The sequence below is a fragment of the Pseudomonas sp. 58 R 12 genome (assembly GCF_900005865.1).
Classification (GTDB): domain Bacteria; phylum Pseudomonadota; class Gammaproteobacteria; order Pseudomonadales; family Pseudomonadaceae; genus Aquipseudomonas; species Aquipseudomonas tritici.
In genome coordinates this window covers 13,314-29,732 of record NZ_CVTP01000011.1, presented here as the reverse complement: position 1 = coordinate 29,732, position 16,419 = coordinate 13,314, and the positions used below count along the sequence as shown (strand labels likewise).

At 62.3% G+C, this 16,419-nt stretch carries 12 protein-coding genes and 2 pseudogenes; 8 read left to right on the top strand and 6 right to left on the bottom strand.

Annotation, left to right across the window (positions count from 1 at the left end; translation table 11 throughout):
• Positions 1-244: 244 nt before the first annotated feature.
• Entirely contained in the window at positions 245-1,150 is a 906-nt protein-coding gene (locus BFP95_RS05945) for a LysR family transcriptional regulator (RefSeq protein ID WP_065909566.1), read from the bottom strand.
• 217 nt (positions 1,151-1,367) lie between these two features.
• On the opposite strand from BFP95_RS05945, the gene BFP95_RS05940 reads away from it, so the two are divergent.
• The 6 genes and pseudogenes from BFP95_RS05940 to BFP95_RS28780 all read left to right on the top strand — a co-directional run.
• Positions 1,368-1,979, top strand: a complete 612-nt coding sequence (locus tag BFP95_RS05940; RefSeq protein ID WP_065891213.1) for a cysteine dioxygenase family protein — start codon at positions 1,368-1,370, stop codon at positions 1,977-1,979.
• Positions 1,976-3,558, top strand: a pseudogene (locus tag BFP95_RS05935) (rhodanese-related sulfurtransferase). Before BFP95_RS05940 ends, BFP95_RS05935 begins: the two are co-directional and overlap by 4 nt.
• An 84-nt stretch (positions 3,559-3,642) precedes the next feature.
• Positions 3,643-4,617: an ABC transporter substrate-binding protein gene (locus tag BFP95_RS05930; RefSeq protein ID WP_065876035.1), complete on the top strand. Its 975-nt coding sequence runs from the start codon at positions 3,643-3,645 to the stop codon at positions 4,615-4,617.
• Between the two features lie 12 nt (positions 4,618-4,629).
• Positions 4,630-5,979, top strand: coding sequence for an LLM class flavin-dependent oxidoreductase (locus BFP95_RS05925; protein ID WP_065909564.1), 1,350 nt, complete (start codon positions 4,630-4,632; stop codon positions 5,977-5,979).
• A gap of 216 nt (positions 5,980-6,195) precedes the next feature.
• The gene (locus tag BFP95_RS05920) at positions 6,196-7,365 is read left to right on the top strand and encodes an acyl-CoA dehydrogenase family protein (protein WP_065909561.1); all 1,170 of its coding nucleotides are present in this window, start codon (positions 6,196-6,198) and stop codon (positions 7,363-7,365) included.
• Positions 7,362-7,764: pseudogene (locus BFP95_RS28780) on the top strand (NAD(P)-dependent oxidoreductase); the annotation flags it as partial. The gene BFP95_RS05920 and the pseudogene BFP95_RS28780, both read left to right, overlap by 4 nt.
• A 124-nt stretch (positions 7,765-7,888) precedes the next feature.
• On the opposite strand, the gene BFP95_RS05915 reads toward BFP95_RS28780, so the two are convergent.
• From BFP95_RS05915 to BFP95_RS05900, 4 genes are all read right to left on the bottom strand, one after another.
• Positions 7,889-8,770 (bottom strand): LysR family transcriptional regulator, encoded by an 882-nt coding sequence (locus BFP95_RS05915; protein ID WP_065876031.1) that lies wholly within the window; start codon positions 8,768-8,770, stop codon positions 7,889-7,891.
• 182 nt (positions 8,771-8,952) lie between these two features.
• A complete protein-coding gene (gene ycaC, locus BFP95_RS05910) occupies positions 8,953-9,570 on the bottom strand; it encodes an isochorismate family cysteine hydrolase YcaC (protein ID WP_065881774.1) in 618 nt (205 codons plus the stop codon).
• Positions 9,571-9,598: 28 nt separating this feature from the next.
• Entirely contained in the window at positions 9,599-11,437 is a 1,839-nt protein-coding gene (locus BFP95_RS05905; RefSeq protein ID WP_065909560.1) for an amidohydrolase, read from the bottom strand.
• Positions 11,434-12,024, bottom strand: a complete 591-nt coding sequence (locus BFP95_RS05900; protein WP_065876029.1) for an antibiotic biosynthesis monooxygenase — start codon at positions 12,022-12,024, stop codon at positions 11,434-11,436. Before BFP95_RS05900 ends, BFP95_RS05905 begins: the two co-directional genes overlap by 4 nt.
• A gap of 543 nt (positions 12,025-12,567) precedes the next feature.
• On the opposite strand from BFP95_RS05900, the gene BFP95_RS05895 reads away from it, so the two are divergent.
• Positions 12,568-13,245 (top strand): response regulator transcription factor, encoded by a 678-nt coding sequence (locus tag BFP95_RS05895; RefSeq protein ID WP_175405799.1) that lies wholly within the window; start codon positions 12,568-12,570, stop codon positions 13,243-13,245.
• Between the two features lie 47 nt (positions 13,246-13,292).
• Here BFP95_RS05895 and BFP95_RS05890 read toward each other — a convergent pair whose 3' ends face one another.
• Positions 13,293-14,921: a pyoverdine maturation tyrosinase PvdP gene (locus BFP95_RS05890; RefSeq protein WP_065891208.1), complete on the bottom strand. Its 1,629-nt coding sequence runs from the start codon at positions 14,919-14,921 to the stop codon at positions 13,293-13,295.
• Positions 14,922-15,063: 142 nt separating this feature from the next.
• Here BFP95_RS05890 and pvdM point away from each other — a divergent pair, with 142 nt between their 5' ends.
• Positions 15,064-16,413, top strand: coding sequence for a pyoverdine-tailoring dipeptidase-like protein PvdM (gene pvdM / locus BFP95_RS05885; protein ID WP_065876026.1), 1,350 nt, complete (start codon positions 15,064-15,066; stop codon positions 16,411-16,413).
• Positions 16,414-16,419: the final 6 nt, after the last annotated feature.

The following is a 16,419-nucleotide window of genomic DNA, read 5'->3' as shown; positions in this document are numbered from 1 at the left end:
GATCAAATGTGGGAGCTGGCTTGTCGAATCGTCGAACCGCTGCGATGGCCATAGGTATCTACACAACTTGAGGGAGCCTTCTGCGTAGCAGCTGTCGAGCCCCGGCGAGGCTGCGTTTGCGGGCTGTCTGACACACCGCTGACGCAGCCTCGCCAGGGCTCGACAGCTGCTACGCAATTTCACGTTGAAGATGTGTAGATACTTATGACCATCGCAGCGGTTCGACAAGCCAGCTCCCACAATGTCAGGCGGCGTTGCGGATTTTGTGCAGGGAAGCGGCGACCAACTTGCCAAACGCATCCACCGGCCCTTGCAGGTTGCCGAGGAAGTGCGGATAGATCAGCCACAAATCCATCACCGGCTTGAAGTCCTTGAGCGGCATCACCGCCAACTGCTCAAAGTGGGCGCTGCGTTCCAACAGCGGGCGCGGCACCAGACCAAGCCCCAAACCGTCCGCCACCAATCCCAACTGCAACTCGGTACCGAACGTTTCCAGGTTCACCCGCAGTGACAGGCCCTGATCCGACAACGTGCGCTGCAAACCGGCGCGGAAACCGCAGCCGTCCGGGTTGAGAATCCAGCCATTCTGATACACATCCGCCAATTTGCAGGGCTTCTTCGGCAGCTGGGATTTGGCACACACCACCACCAATTCCATCTTGCCGATCGACTCACCGACGATGTTGTCCGGGAAAATCTTGCCGGCCGGGAACAACGCCGCCGCTGCGTCCAGCTCGCCGCGTTCGATCTTGCCCACCAACTGGCTGCCCCAGCCTGTGGCGACCTGTGCACGCAGGTCCGGGTATTCGGTACGCAGGTGCTTGAGCGCGTCCAGCAGCACCACATCGCCGATGGTCTGCGGCACGCCCAGGCGCAGCAGGCCGCTGGGCGGTGCGTCGGTGGCGACCAATTCGCGCAGGGCATCCATCTCGCGCAGGATCAGCCGGCACTGCTCGTAGACGCGGGTGCCGATCAGTGTCGGCTTGAGAGGCTTGGTATTGCGGTCGAACAGCTCCACGCCCAACGCCTGCTCGAAGTTCTGCACGCGGCGGGTGATAGCCGGCTGGGTCAGTTGCAATGACTCGGCGGCATGGCTGATGGACTGGCAACGAATCACTTCGACAAAGGCATCGATATCGTCAATTTTCATTTGGGCCGCACATAGAGAACAGTCATTAAGATGTGTGCGAAGCATAGTTGCAGGCGGGCTATCTGGATAGCCCGCCCTGTGATCGATAACGTCTAACGCTATTCAAGCCGGTTCTAAATTACCTTCAGCTATAAGCTAATCATTAAAAAATAGCATATTAAATATAAACATTATGCTTAGATAAACCCATCGCAACCGACCACACGATGGAGCTGCCATGACCCAGGCCCGACACCCCGAGAGACTTCGAGCCTTTATAGGCGCCCTGGCGGAGTTGATTGACGGCAATCCACGCGAAGGTGACCTGCTGCACCGTGGCGGCAAGCTGCTGGCGCAACTGGTCAGCCATGATGACTGGCTCCCCGACGAATTTGCCCAACCTGACCCCGAGCGCTACCAGCAGTTCTTGCTGCATGCCGACTCGCGCCAGCGCTTCAGCATCGTCAGTTTTGTGTGGGGGCCGGGGCAAAGCACGCCGATCCATGATCATCGGGTGTGGGGGTTAATCGGAATGCTGCGCGGGGCAGAGTTTTCCCAGGGTTTTGAACGCGCACCCGATGGCAGCCTGGCCGCCGAAGGCAAGCCGATCAAGTTGGTGCCGGGCCAGGTTGAAGCCGTGTCGCCCAAAGTCGGCGACATCCATCAAGTGAGCAATGCCCACGGCGACCAGGTGTCGATCAGCATTCATGTGTACGGCGCCAATATCGGTGCGGTGCGCCGTGCGGTGTACCAGCCCGATGGCAGCGAGAAACTGTTCATTTCCGGCTATTCCAACGCCTTCCTCCCGAATATCTGGGATTTGTCCGAAGAAAAGAGCCCTGCCCTATGACCACCGTATCTACACGCAGCTTTGCCCAGATTCGCCAGGCCCTGTTGGACCGTCAGGAAGTCGCCCTGGTCGACGTGCGCGAAGAAGCGCCGTTTGCCGAATCCCACCCGCTGTTTGCCGCGAACATCCCGCTGTCCAAGCTGGAACTGGAGGTGTACTCGCGCATTCCACGGCGCGATACCCAGGTCACCGTGTATGACAATGGCGAAGGCCTCGCCGCCCGCGCCGCCGAGCGTCTTATCGCATTGGGCTACAGTCAGGTCAGCCTGCTTGAAGGTGGCCTGCAGGGGTGGCGCAAGGCCGGTGGCGAGCTGTTTATCGATGTCAATGTGCCAAGCAAAGCCTTTGGCGAGCTGGTGGAAAGCGAGCGGCACACGCCGTCCCTGGCGGCTGAAGAGGTGCAAGCGCTGCTCGACAGCCAGGCCGATGTGGTGGTGCTCGACGCCCGCCGCTTCGACGAATACCAGACCATGAGCATCCCCACCGGCATCAGCGTGCCCGGTGCCGAGTTGGTGTTGCGTGCCCGCGAACTGGCGCCGGACCCGACCACCCGCATCATCGTCAATTGCGCCGGGCGTACCCGCAGCATTATCGGCACGCAGTCGCTGATCAACGCCGGCGTGGCCAACCCGGTGTCGGCCCTGCGCAACGGCACCATCGGCTGGACCCTCGCCGGGCAGAAACTCGCCCACGGCCAATCGCGCCGTTTTGCACCAACCTCGGAAGAACATCGCCAAATCGCCGCCGTCGATGCGCGCCGCGTCGCCGACAAGGCGCGCGTGGGTCGCGCTACCCTCGCCGATCTGCAAGCCTGGCGCAGGACGCGGCCCGCACGACCTACCTGTTCGATGTTCGCACCCCGGAAGAATTCGAAGTCGGTCACCTGCCGGGCGCGCGCTCCACGCCAGGCGGCCAGTTGGTTCAGGAAACCGACCACGTCGCCAGCGTGCGCGGCGCCCGCCTGGTGCTGGGGGATGACGACGGCGTGCGCGCGAATATGTCGGCGTCCTGGCTGGCCCAACTGGGCTGGGAAGTGCATGTGCTGGATGACCTGCAACCGGCGGACTTCAGCGAAAAAGGCGCTTGGATCGCCCCCGTACCGACGCCGCCACAAGCCGAACTGATCAGCCCCCACACCCTCGCCGACTGGCTGGAGCATGGCGACACCGTGGTGCTGGATTTCACCGCCAGCGCCAACTACGTGAAGCGCCATATCCCCGGTGCCTGGTGGGCCTTGCGTGCACAACTGCCCCAAGCCCTGGCCAAGGTGCCCGCCGCCCAGCGTTATGTGCTGACCTGTGGCAGCAGCCAGCTGGCGCGCCTGGCGGTGGCCGAAGTCGAAGCCATCACCGGCAAGCAAGTGTTCCTGCTGCAAGACGGCACCACCGGCTGGATCAACGCGCAACTGCCGTTGGAAGAAGGTGAAACCCACCTGGCCTCGCCGCGTATCGACCGTTATCGCCGCCCATATGAAGGCACCGATAACCCCAAGGAAGCCATGCAGGCCTATCTGGATTGGGAGTTCGGCCTGGTCGATCAGTTGGCTCGCGACGGCACCCACGGTTTCCACGTTATCTGACCACCCCCTGCACCACGCTCGGCACCGACCCCTTCTCCAGGCGGAGGTATGCCTTCAAGTCCAATAAACGCCTGGAGTTTGCCCATGCTTTACACCCAACCCTTCAAGCGCCTGTTCCTGGGCACCGCCCTGGCGCTCGGCCTGATGTCCAGCGCCCATGCCGCCGACCTGCAACCGCTGCGGGTAGCCAATCAGAAATCGACGATCAAGGCGCTGCTGGAAGTCTCCGGCGAAACCAAAAACGTGCCCTATGCAATCCAGTGGTCGGAATTCCCGTCCGCCTCGCCGCTGGGCGAAGCCTTGAATGCCAATGCGGTGGACATCGGCGCCCTGGGCGATGCGCCTTACGTGTTTGCCCTCGGCGCCGGTGGGTCGCTCAAGGTGGTCAGCATCATCCACGCCGAAGGGCGCAACACCACCGCCCTGCTGGTGCCCAAGGACTCGCCGATCAAGAGCGTCGCCGATCTCAAGGGCAAAAAAATCGTCACCGGGCGCGGTTCCATCGGGCATTACCTGGCAATCAAGGCGCTCGCCAGCGCCGGCCTTACCACCAAGGACGTGCAGTTCATTTTCCTGCTGCCCAGCGAATCACGCCTGGTGCTGGATAACGGCAGCGTCGACGCGTGGTCCACCTGGGACCCGTACACCACCGTAGTCACCTCGCAAAGCCAGGCCCGCGTACTGGTCAGCGGCCGCCAGCTGTTGAGCAATCACCTGTACCTCGCGGCTACCAGCCAAGCCATCGCCGACAAGCGCCCGCAACTCGACGACTTTGTCGCCCGCGTCGACCGTGCCTACGCCTGGGCCAATACCCACCCCGACGAATACGCTGCCGCCCAGGCCAAGATCACCGGCCTGCCGCTGGAAGTGCATGTGGAAGTGGCCAAGGACACCCACCTGACGCCGGTCGCTATCGACGACTCGGTCATCCGCGGCTTGCAAGCGACCGCCGACACCTATCAACAAGAAGGCCTGCTGACCAAGCACATCGATGTGTCGCAGGGCTTCGACAAGAGCTTTAACGCCAAGCGTGTCCCACTTTCCCAAGCATCGCGCTAGAAGGAGCAGAACATGAGCAAGCCACGTCAATTGAAACTCGGTGCCATGGTCCACGGAGTCGGTCACGGTTGGGGCGAATGGCGCCACCCGCAGGCCCAACCGAATGCCAGCACCGACTTTGGTTTCTACCAGCAGCAGACTGAATTGGCCGAAGCCGCCAAGTTCGACTTCGTGTTTATCGCCGACAGCCTGCATATCCACGCCAAATCCAGCCCGCATTACCTCAATCGGTTTGAGCCGCTCACCATCCTTTCGGCGCTGGCCGCGATCACGACGAATATCGGACTGGTTGCCACCGTGACCGTCAGCTACACCGAGCCCTACCAGGTGGCGCGGCAGTTTTCGTCCCTGGACCATATCAGCGGCGGCCGCGCCGGGTGGAACGTCGTCACCTCGTGGCTCAGCGGCACTGCGGACAACTTCGGCAAAGCGGAACATCCGCCGCATGCCGTGCGCTACCGCATTGCCAAGGAACACCTGAACACGGTCAAGGGCCTGTGGGACTCCTGGGAAGACGACGCGTTTGCCTACAACAAGCAGACCGGCGAATTTTTCACCCCCGGCAAACTGCATGCGCTGAACCACAAGGGCGAGTTTTTCTCGGTCAAAGGCCCGCTGAATATCGCGCGCTCGCGCCAGGGGCAGCCGGTGATTTTCCAGGCAGGCACGTCGGAAGACGGGCGCAACTTTGCCGCGCAACACTCCGATGCGATCTTTGTGCATGTGGAGAGCATCGAGGAAGGCCTGGCCTATACCCAAGACCTCAAACGCCGCGCTAAAAGCTTTGGCCGTGACACGGGCAGCCTGTCGATCCTGCCGGGTATCCGCCCGATTGTCGGCCGTGATCAAGCAGAAGTGGAAAGCCGCTACCAGCAGGCCGTGGACCTGGTCACCGTGGAAGACGCCATCGTCGCCCTCGGCCGCCCATTCAACGACCATGACTTCAGTCAATACCCGCTGGACGCGCCCTTTCCGGAACTCGGCGACCTCGGTTCCAACAGCCAGAAAGGCGGCTCCGACCGCATCAAGCAACTGGCCAAGGACGAAGGCCTGACCCTGCGCGAAGTGGCCCTGCGCTTCTCGCGGCCAAAACGTGATTTTGTCGGCACGCCGGAACACGTCGCCGATGCCATCCAGACCTGGTTCGAAAGCGGCGCCAGCGATGGTTTCATCATCAACTCGGTGCTGCCGGATGGCTTGCAATACTTCACAGAACTAGTGGTGCCGGTGCTGCAACAGCGCGGTCTGTTCCGCACCGACTACAGCGGGCATACCCTGCGCGACAACCTCGGCCTGGACGTGCCGGCCAATCGCTACAGTGTCGCCGCCGAGCTTGAAGAAAAACAAGAGGCGCTGGCATGACCGCCACCCGCAGCCAGAACCTGTAGTGAGCGGGCTTGCCCCGCGCTGGGCTGCGAAGCAGCCCCACTAAAGACACTGCGATTTCCAGATAGACCCGATTCGCCTGGTTTGGGGCTGCTTCGCAACCCAGCGCGGGGCGAGCCCGCTCACTACACGCCTATGCCCCACGACCAGCGCACACAAGCCGCTCCCCCATTGTTGACCGAGTACATGCTTATGACCCAGCCGTCTCTCCGCTACGTGGAAGTCGCCAACTTCGACGCCCTGCTCGAACGCCTCAGCGCCGAGCTGGCAGGCACCGCGCACGTCTATGACGAGAGCGGCGCCTTCCCCCACGCCAACTTCACGTTGCTGCACGAGCACGGCCTGGTCGCCCTCACCGTGCCCAGATCCTTGGGCGGCGGCGGCGCCAGCCTGCCCCAGGCGCGCAAGGCAATCCGTGCGATTGCCAAGGGTGAGCCTTCCACCGCGCTGATCCTGGTGATGCAGTACCTGCAGCACACGCGCCTGCAAGACAGTAAGACCTGGCCGCCCCACCTGCGCAAGCAAGTGGCCGAAGACGCGGTGCGCAACGGCGCCTTGATCAACGCCCTGCGCGTCGAACCCGACCTCGGCACCCCGGCCCGTGGCGGCCTTCCGGCGACCACCGCCGTGCGCACCGCCGAAGGCTGGCGCATCAGCGGGCGAAAGATCTACTCCACCGGCAGCCATGGCTTGAGCTGGTTCAGCGTGTGGGCGCGCAGCGATGACGCCGACCCGCTGGTTGGCGCTTGGCTGGTGCGAAAAGACAGCCCCGGCGTCAGCATCATCGACACGTGGGATCACCTTGGCATGCGTGCTACTTGCAGCCATGAAGTGGTGCTCGACAATGTGCTGGTGCCACTGGACCACGCCGTCAGCGTCAGCCCGTGCAGCGCGCCGACGCCGGAGCTGGATGGCGAAGGTTTCCTGTGGATGTCGGTGTTGCTGTCCTCGGTGTATGACGCCGTGGCCCAGGCCGCGCGGGACTGGTTGGTGACGTGGCTGGAAGCGCGCGCACCGTCCAACCTCGGCGCCGCGCTGTCGACCTTGCCGCGCTTCCAGGAAACCGTCGGTCATATCGACACCCTGCTGTTTGCCAACCGCAGCCTGCTCGACGCCGCCGCCGAGGGCCATACCCCAGCGGCCAATGCGGCGCAGTTGAAGTACCTGGTGACCCACAACGCCATCCGCGCCGTGGAGCTGGCCATCGAGGCTTCGGGCAACCCTGGCCTGTCACGTCATAGCCCGTTGCAGCGGCATTACCGCGACGTACTGTGCAGTCGCGTGCATACCCCACAGAACGACGCCGTCTTGCAAGGCGTCGGCAAAGCCGTTTTCGCCCAACGCCAGAAGGAACGCTCATGAGTCAGGTGATGATTGCCAGCCAGTTGGACGAAGACTACAACGACGTAATCCGCGAGCGCGAATATCCTGCTGCTGCGCCCGATCAACGTGCGCGGCTACACCGCCCCGGACACCCTGCCTCCGGGTTGGCCTTACGGCGCACAGTGGGTGCACCTGGTGTCGTCAGGCATCGACTTTTATCCGCAATGGCTGTTCAACGGCCCCCGGTGACCACCTCGCGGGGCAGCGCCGCTGACCGAGGCCACGCGGCATATCATGAACCGTGATGTGCTGGGCAGTGCCAAGCCGGGGCTGCATCTGATCAACATTGCCCGAGGTGGTTTGCTGGATCAGGAGGCGCTGCTGGAAGCGCTGGACAATGGGCAGATAGGGCTGGCGTCGCTGGATGTGGCCGAGCCTTAGCCAACCGTGCAGGCGGGAAATCGTTACATCAGCCCCCATTGTCACCACGTCAAAGGGTTCGCTTGCGGCCTTCACAAACAAGATCCAGGAACCCATACAAACCCTGGACATCTGCACTTGGTTAACCGTCATTCGCCAGGCGCTCACGCAGGAACTCCACCAGCGCCTGCACCGGTCGCGAGCTCTGCCGGTGTTGCGGGTACACGGCCGACAGGGTCAGGGCTTCGGGGGCGAACTCGTCCAGTAGGCTGACCAGGCGGCCGTCCTTCAACGCATCGCCGACGATAAAGGTCGGCAGGTACGTGACGCCCAGCCCAGCAATGGCGGTATCGCGCAGCAGGTCGCCGTTATTGACGCGCATGCGACCGCTGACATTCAGCGCCTGCACCTTGCCCTTGAAGCGCCATTGCACCTGGCGACCATGGCCATAAGGCAGGCAATCGTGCTGGGCCAGGTCCTCGGGCTGCAACGGCGTACCGCGCAGGGCCAGGTACTCGGGGCTGGCGCAGTACACCCGTGGGATGCTGGCAATACGGCGGGCGATCAGGGTGGAATCTTCCAAGGTGCCAATGCGCAGCACCAGATCGTAGCCCTCGCCGATCAGGTCCACGGGGCGATCGCTTAAGTCGACTTCCACCGACACCTGCGGATGGCGCTGCAAAAACTGCGGCAACAGGCAGCCCAAATGGGCCATGGCAAACGACAACGGCGCGCTGAGGCGAATGGTGCCGCGTGGCTCGCTGTTCTGCCCGGCAATGCCCTGCTCCACTTGCTCGACTTCACTGAGCAGGCGCAAGGCGGATTCGTAATAACTCTGGCCGAGTGGCGTGACATCCAGGCGGCGTGTGGAGCGGTTGAGCAGGCGCACGCCCAGGCGATCTTCCAGTTGGATCAGGCGGCGGCTGACGAACTGCTTGGACAGGCCCAGCTGTTCGGCCGCGGCGGTAAAACTGCCGGATTCCATGACTTGGCAGAACAGGCGCATGTCTTCAAAGGGGTTCATTGTCGCTTCTCGGTGGACATTTAGCGGACTTATAGCCTGTGAGTGGCCACACCACAAAACAAAATGTGGGAGCTGGCTTGCCTGCGATGGCGGTGTGTCAGCCAACATTGCTGTCAGCTGACACACCGCCCTCGCGGGCAAGCCCGGCTCCCACAGGGTTCAGCAGTGCGGTGTTTATACAGTTACTTGGCCGTAAACGCCGAGTAGCTGTTCATCAGGTTGCGGTAGTTAGGGATGCGTGGCGACAGCAGGTTGGCCAGGCCTTCCATGTCGTTGCGCCAGTCAACTTGCAGCTCACAGGCCACCGAGAACCAGTTCACCAGTTGGGCACCGGCGGCGGTCATGCGCGCCCAGGCAGCCTGTTGCACGGTTTCGTTGAAGGTGCCGGAAGCGTCGGTGACCACGAACACTTCGAAGCCTTCATCCAGGGCGCACAGGGTTGGGAACGCCACGCAGACATCAGTCACCACGCCGGCGATGATGATCTGCTTGCGGCCGGTTGCCTTGACGGCCTTGACGAAATCTTCGTTGTCCCAGGCGTTGATCTGGCCAGGGCGCGGGATGTACGGCGCGTCCGGGAACATGGCTTTGAGCTCTGGAACCAGCGGACCGTTAGGGCCGCTTTCAAAGCTTGTAGTGAGGATGGTCGGCAGGTTGAAGAACTTCGCGACGTCGGCCAGGGCCAGTACGTTGTTCTTGAATTCGTTCGGAGAGAAGTCCTGTACCAGCGAGATCAGGCCGGTCTGGTGATCGACCAACAGGACAACGGCGTCATCTTTGTTCAAGCGCTTGTAAGTCATGGGGTAACTCCTGTGGGATGTATGGGATTCAGAAAGCAAAGCACGAGCAGCCAAACGCCCCCCAGAAACCCTGGAAGTCGCTGACCGGCACGCTGGAAAGACGCGCCTTTTCATGGCTGTGGGAATGCACGCCGCACGGGCCGCTGCAGTGGTGAACCTGAGCTTGCAAAGGCGAACTTGGACGCCAGTGACCCGGCACCTTGACCACCGGCGACCAGTCCGGCAGCACCGGAACCCGTGGCGGTGCGTAATCTTCGAAATCGCCAGCACCGTAGACCACGTTGCCGCCGAGCACGGTCAGTACCGATTCGATCCACTTGATGGCTTCTTCATCGACACTGAAAAAGTCTGCCGACAGTGCGGCCACATCTGCCAATTGACCGACCTTGATCTGGCCTTTCTTGCCCTGTTCGGACGAGAACCAGGCGCTGCCATGGGTGAACAGTTCCAGCGCGGTGAGGCGCGGCAGGCCCTCGGCGTGCAGCTCCAGGCCGCCGACGGTGCGGCCGCTGACCATCCAGTACAACGAGGTCCATGGGTTGTAGCTCGACACCCGCGTGGCGTCAGTGCCCGCCCCTACCGGTACGCCTTCGGCCAACATGCGTTTGATCGGCGGCGTGGCTTCGGCTGCTTTGGCGCCGTAACGCTCGACGAAGTACTCGCCCTGGAACGCCATGCGGTCCTGAATCGCAATCCCGCCGCCGAGGGCACGTACGCGCTCGATGTTTTTCGGGGTGATGGTTTCGGCGTGATCGAAGAACCACGGCAAACCGTTGAACGGGATATCGCGGTTGACCTTCTCAAACACGTCGAGCATGCGCGAGATGGATTCGTCATAAGTCGCGTGCAGACGGAACGGCCAGCGCTGCTCCACCAGATGGCGCACCACCGGCTCCAGCTCCTGCTCCATGGTCAGCGGCAAGTCGGGGCGCGGCTCAAGGAAGTCTTCGAAGTCCGCCGCCGAGAACACCAGCATCTCGCCCGCGCCGTTGTGGCGCAGGTAGTCATCGCCCTGGTGCAGGGTGACGCTGCCGGTCCAGTTCTTGAAGTCGCTGAGTTCTTCCTTGGGCTTCTGGGTGAACAGGTTGTAGGCGATGCGCACCGTCAACTGTTCGTCTTTGGCCAGTTGCTCGATCACCGCGTAGTCATCGGGGTAGTTCTGGAAACCACCGCCGGCATCAATGGCGCTGGTGAGCCCCAGGCGATTGAGCTCGCGCATGAACTGGCGGGTCGAGTTGACCTGGTATTCCAGCGGCAGTTTCGGGCCCTTGGCCAGGGTCGAATACAGGATCATAGCGTTAGGCCGCGCCACCAGCATGCCAGTGGGGTTGCCATTGCTGTCACGCACGATCTCGCCACCCGGAGGGTTTGGCGTGTCCTTGGTGTAGCCGGCCACACGCAGCGCGGCACGGTTGAGCAAGGCACGGTCGTAAAGGTGCAGCACGAAGACCGGGGTATCCGGCGCGGCCTGGTTCAACTCTTCCAGGGTTGGCATGCGCTTTTCCGCGAACTGGAATTCGTTCCAGCCACCGACCACACGCACCCATTGCGGCGTCGGGGTTCGATCAGCCTGGTCCTTGAGCATGCGCAAGGCATCGGCCAGGGACGGCACGCCTTCCCAGCGCAGTTCAAGGTTGTAGTTCAGGCCGCCACGGATCAGGTGCAGGTGCGAGTCGTTGAGGCCGGGGATGACGGTGCGGCCCTTGAGGTCGATTACCTTCGTGCCGCTGCCACGTCGCGCCATGGCTTCACCGTCGGTGCCTACGGCAACAAATCGCCCCTGGCTGATGGCGACGGCGGTTGCACGTGGGTTTTCACGGTCCACGGTGTGGAACTGGCCATTGAACAGAATCAGATCGGCGTTCATAGGGTTTCCTTTACAGAGGCTTCAAGCCAGGGAGCGAACAGGCGGGTAGCCGCCGGCATCAGCAGGTAGACCACCAGCAGGACGATGGTCAGGGTGACCAGAAAGGTGGAGACCACGTAGTTGGACAAGAACGGGTGCAGACGCAGGATCGGCCCCCAGATGAACGGCAACAGCAAGGTCTGCGGCAGAATCACGAACAGGCTGACCACCGCCTGCTTCCAGCGCGGCGGCTTGGCGGCGCTGTCGGCCAGGGGCGCGAACCAAAATTCGTTGGCGGCGCCGATTTCGGTCTTGTCGCCGTCGGCCAGCATGGGCGTGGCTTCGGCGATCAGGGTTTTGCGCTCTGGGGAGTCGAGCCAGGTTTTCAGGTCATCGGTGGAGCGGTAGCGCAATACGCAGGTGAACAACGCCAGCTTGCCCTGCTTACCGCGCACCACATCGACGCCCAGATGGCCAGGACGGTCGCCGGCGATGCGCACGATGCGGCGTAGCCAGGCTTCGTAATCGGCTTCACTGCCTTGTTTGATCAGGTGTTTGACCACCAGGGTGACGACTTCGTCGGAGCCTGGTTTTGGTGCTGGGTCCATGGGGTGTCCCTCTGCCTTGATGTTTCAGCGATGAGGGTAGTTTGCAGGGGGTTGGGGTGGGGAAAATTGGATGTACGTGCTGTTTGGGGGGTACATATCCGTTATTTGGGTAACGGCAACTTAGGGTTCCGCCCTTACGGCGGCTCACTTTGGAAAAGCCGGAATGCCGGCCCAGCCCAAAGTAAGCAAAGGGCTCTTGCCCCACCACTCGGCACCTCGCTTAGGCTCCGCGTGCCCTCAGGGCCGCCTCAGATCAAGATCACAAGCCAGATCAAAAGCAGAGCAGATCAAAAGCAGTTTTGGGGTACTCCGCAGGTCTGCTTTCCTGTGGGAGCTGGCTAAGTGCGCGCGCGCCGCGCCGCGTCGTACTCAGCTTGTGAGTGCTTGAGCCGATCTTTTCAGATTGGATCCCCTTCCCGCCGCCAGGCTGTACTAGCATAGGTCCCGGCGGGAAGGACTATCACGGCAGGTTGTTCGCATTGGCTAGCCTCTCAATCCCCGCCGCTATAAAGCCGAGCACCTGCACGCCTCATGGACGAATTGATGAACGCACACTTGTTTCCTCATATTGGCAAGGTCATCGCCAGCACCGGCAGTCGCCATTTCCCACGCATGCTGCATGACCTTATCCTCACCCAACTGGCAGTGGACGCCACCCATATCACCCAATTGCAGGTCAGTACCGACGGGCACACCCGCCGCAAGATCAGCCCGGTCTATACCGACTCGGTGGCAACCCTGGACGGGGAACAGCACGCCGCGCAATTGCACCTCACCCGCCACAAGGACGACGTACGCTACGTGCTGTCGGTGTATCGCTCACACCCGTCAGACAACTTCTCGCCGCAGGAACGCAGCATGCTGCAGGACTTCTCCACGCTGCTGTTGCCCATGGTGGAAAAGCACATCGCGGCAATCCACCCGTGCCGCCAGGACAGCGACCCGGTGATGCCGCAAAACCAGGGTATCGAAACCCTGCGCCGGCGCATTGAAGAGCGGTTGGTACAGTCAGGGCTAACGTTGTCCAACCGTGAGCTCGAGGTGTGCCTGGGGCTGCTGGCCGGGCGCACGGCGCCGGAGCTGGCAGAGGAGTTGGCATTGAAGGTCAATACCATCGAGAGTTACTTGAAACGCGCAGCGATCAAGCTGGGGATCAGTGGGCGGCATTCGTTGTTGCGGTGGCTGTATTCGACGGAGGATGACACGGCTGCACATCCATGAAGCACCACCGCCCTGTGGCGCTGGCTTGTCGGGTCGCAGCCGGGCACTCAAACCTCGCGCGGCTTCAGCTTCAGGTGCCGCGCATACCAGGGCCGCTTCGGCACTCGCTTGAACAGCCCCTGCAACATGCCTTCGTCTTCGCCAAAGGTGATCCGCAGCGCCAGTTTCATGGTCTCCGGGTCCATTTCCATCGACCGCCCCATCTGCAACCCCGGCGTCGTACTGCAGCCATGCGTATCCGGGCCCAGCCACGGGTCTCCCACCTCGACCCAGCGGCCCGGCGCGAACCAGGCCACGCCGTTGACTTGCATGCGGCGGACTTCACCCGGATTGAAGCGCTCATGGGCGCGAAACCAGTCTTCGATACGGTCGTCGATCCAGCCGTGAAAGTGCCAGAACACTGGGTTCACATGGGAGGAAAACGGGTCGCCGAGAAAGTCGTTCTCCGCCGTGTACCAGCGTGGGGCGAAGTCGGACGGGTCACGGGCGAACGGCACCGGCGCACCGTTGGAGGGGTCACGCGGCACCGAGGCCCAGCGCATGTGCAGCCAGTCGTGCAGGCCCAACTCCATCTCTGAACCCAACTGCCCGAGTGTCAGTTTGGACAAATAACGGGGGTCGCGGTATTGGGATTCCCACACCTGAAAGTTGCTGTGATAGGTCTCGGCGGCCTTGATGTCGCTGACCCACTGGGTGTAGGCGCTGTCATCCGGCGCCGACCACGTGGGCGGCAGCGCGAAGCCGTCGTGGTTGTCGAAGTAACGCAGGAAGCCCAGTCGATCACGTTCCAACGCCGGCTGCGGTTCGGGGAATTGCGGCCACGAGGGCAAATCCTGCAGGGAGCGCGCGGTGCCGAGCATGTGCCGGTGCATGAAGAAGAAGTCGATGCCCGAGCCGTTGCGGTCTTTGCGCTTGCCCCGGGCGTCGCGCTCCTGGCCCCGCGGGCCGGGTTGCCAGCCGATGCCGCGCAGAGCGTCGCGTTTTTCTTCGGAGAGTTTGTGCCATTGGTCGCGGGTGGCGTGCCACAGTTGGTGGAACAAGCGGTGCTCGGGAGCAATCAGCCAGGCCAACAGGGCCGGGTTGAGGCCGATGCGTTCGCGCGCTTCAGGAAACGCTTGCTTGTGGGCGATAAAACGATTGTCGCGCTCAACCAGCGCCAGCGGCCGGTCCAGCTCAAGAATCTGCCCGCTGAGGGTAGCGCTGCCGGCATTGGCGAAGTTGGCCCAGACTTCATCAAGGGTCATCTTGAATTCGTAGGCGGGTATGCCGTCGGCCGAGTCGCGGTCGATCAATCGCCAATACAGCACGGCACCCTCGCCCGTCAGCAGGTCCCCGAGCACCCGGTAACGAGGCTCACCCTCGGCGCGCAGGTTGGCGGCAGTGTCCAGGTAGCCGCGCAGGCCGCGCCCACGGGGGGCAATGTCGAGCAGCAACATCAGGCCTTGCAACGGTAAGCCCTTGAGGCCCGCGTCGCGACCTTCCAGGCGCAGGTTCCACACCCCTCGCAGGGTGTTCGCCAGGTGCTGGCCGTCGGTATCCGCCAAGTCCACGGTGGCTTCGCCAGGGGTGATGGGAAACTCTTCACGCGTCAACTCGCGATGGGCATACAAGGCCGCGGGCACAGCCGCGCCAGTCAGCGCCAGGCCTGCGATGAACCCACGTCGAGAGATCGTCATTGTCTACCTTAGGAAACGGCTTAATCAGAGCTAGAACGTTTGCAGGCCGGGGAAATTTACCGCGACCTGCCCGCCGCCTAAATTTCTGTGCCCGACGCTCGTTCTTCCCTGATAGCAAAGGCCTCAACTGACTGAGATGGCAATGACAAAACCACGTTCGAAAAAGGCGTTGTATATCGGCCTGCCGCTGGCACTCGCCATTGGCGCCGGAGCCGGCTTCCTGGCCTGGGATCACTGGTTCAGGGGCAATGCCGGCTACCCGCTGGAAGTGATCAAGCAGGCCAATGAAATGCAGGATCGCCTGTTGTCATTCGACAGCCATATCACCGTGCCCCTGGATTTCGGCGGCATCGACAACGAGGCCGACAAGGATGGCAACGGCCAATTCGACCTGGCCAAGGCGGCTCGTGGCCGCTTGTCCGGCGCGGCCCTGACGATTTTTGGCTGGCCGGAAATCTGGAACGGCCCCAACGCCCCGCACAAGCCCACCGACGGTTTTGTCGAAGAGGCGCGCCATGAGCAAGAGGTGCGCTTCAAGATCATCTCCGGCATGGTCCGCGACTTTCCCAACCAGGTGGGCATTGCCTACACCCCGGACGACTTCCGGCGCCTGCATGGCGAGGGCAAGTTCGCGATCTTTATCAGCATGCTCAATGCCTACCCCTTGGGCAACGACTTGAACCAGCTGGACCTGTGGGCCGCACGCGGCATGCGCATGTTCGGGTTCAGCTATATCGGCAATAACGCCTGGTCCGATTCTTCGCGCCCACTGCCGTTTTTCAATGACTCCGCCGACGCACTCGAAGGCTTGTCGCCGATTGGCCAACAAGCCGTGCACCGCCTCAACGACCTGGGCGTGATCATCGACGTGTCGCAGATGTCGACCAAGGCCCTCGAGCAAGTGGCGCAGCTGAGCCGCACACCGATGGTGGCCTCCCATTCAGCGCCACGCGCGTCGGTGGATATCCCGCGCAACCTCAGTGACAAGGAACTGCAACTGATCAAGAACAGCGGCGGCGTGGTTCAGGTCGTGGGGTTCCCGGCGTATCTACGCCCCTTGAGCCAGCCGACCCAGGACAAGCTCAATGCCCTGCGCGCACGTTTCGACCTGCCTCCCCTGCCCAACCTGGCCATGGCCTTGATGCCGGGCGACGCGATCATTGCCGCCTGGCCCGAGCAGAAGTTCGGCCAATATGCCCAAGGCCTGTACGGCATTCTTGAAGAGGAGCCCAAGGCCACGCTCAAGGATTGGGGCGACGCCGTCGACTACACGGTGCGCAAGATCGGGATTGATCACGTCGGCATCTCCTCGGACTTCAACGACGGCGGCGGCATCCAGGGCTGGGAGAACGTCGGCGAGATACGCAACGTCACCGCCGAACTGATCCAGCGCGGCTATTCCGAAGCCGATATCGCCAAACTGTGGGGCGGTAACTTCCTGCGCGTGTGGGACCAAGTACAAAAAGCCGCCAAGCCATTGGCCAACCGCTAATCACTT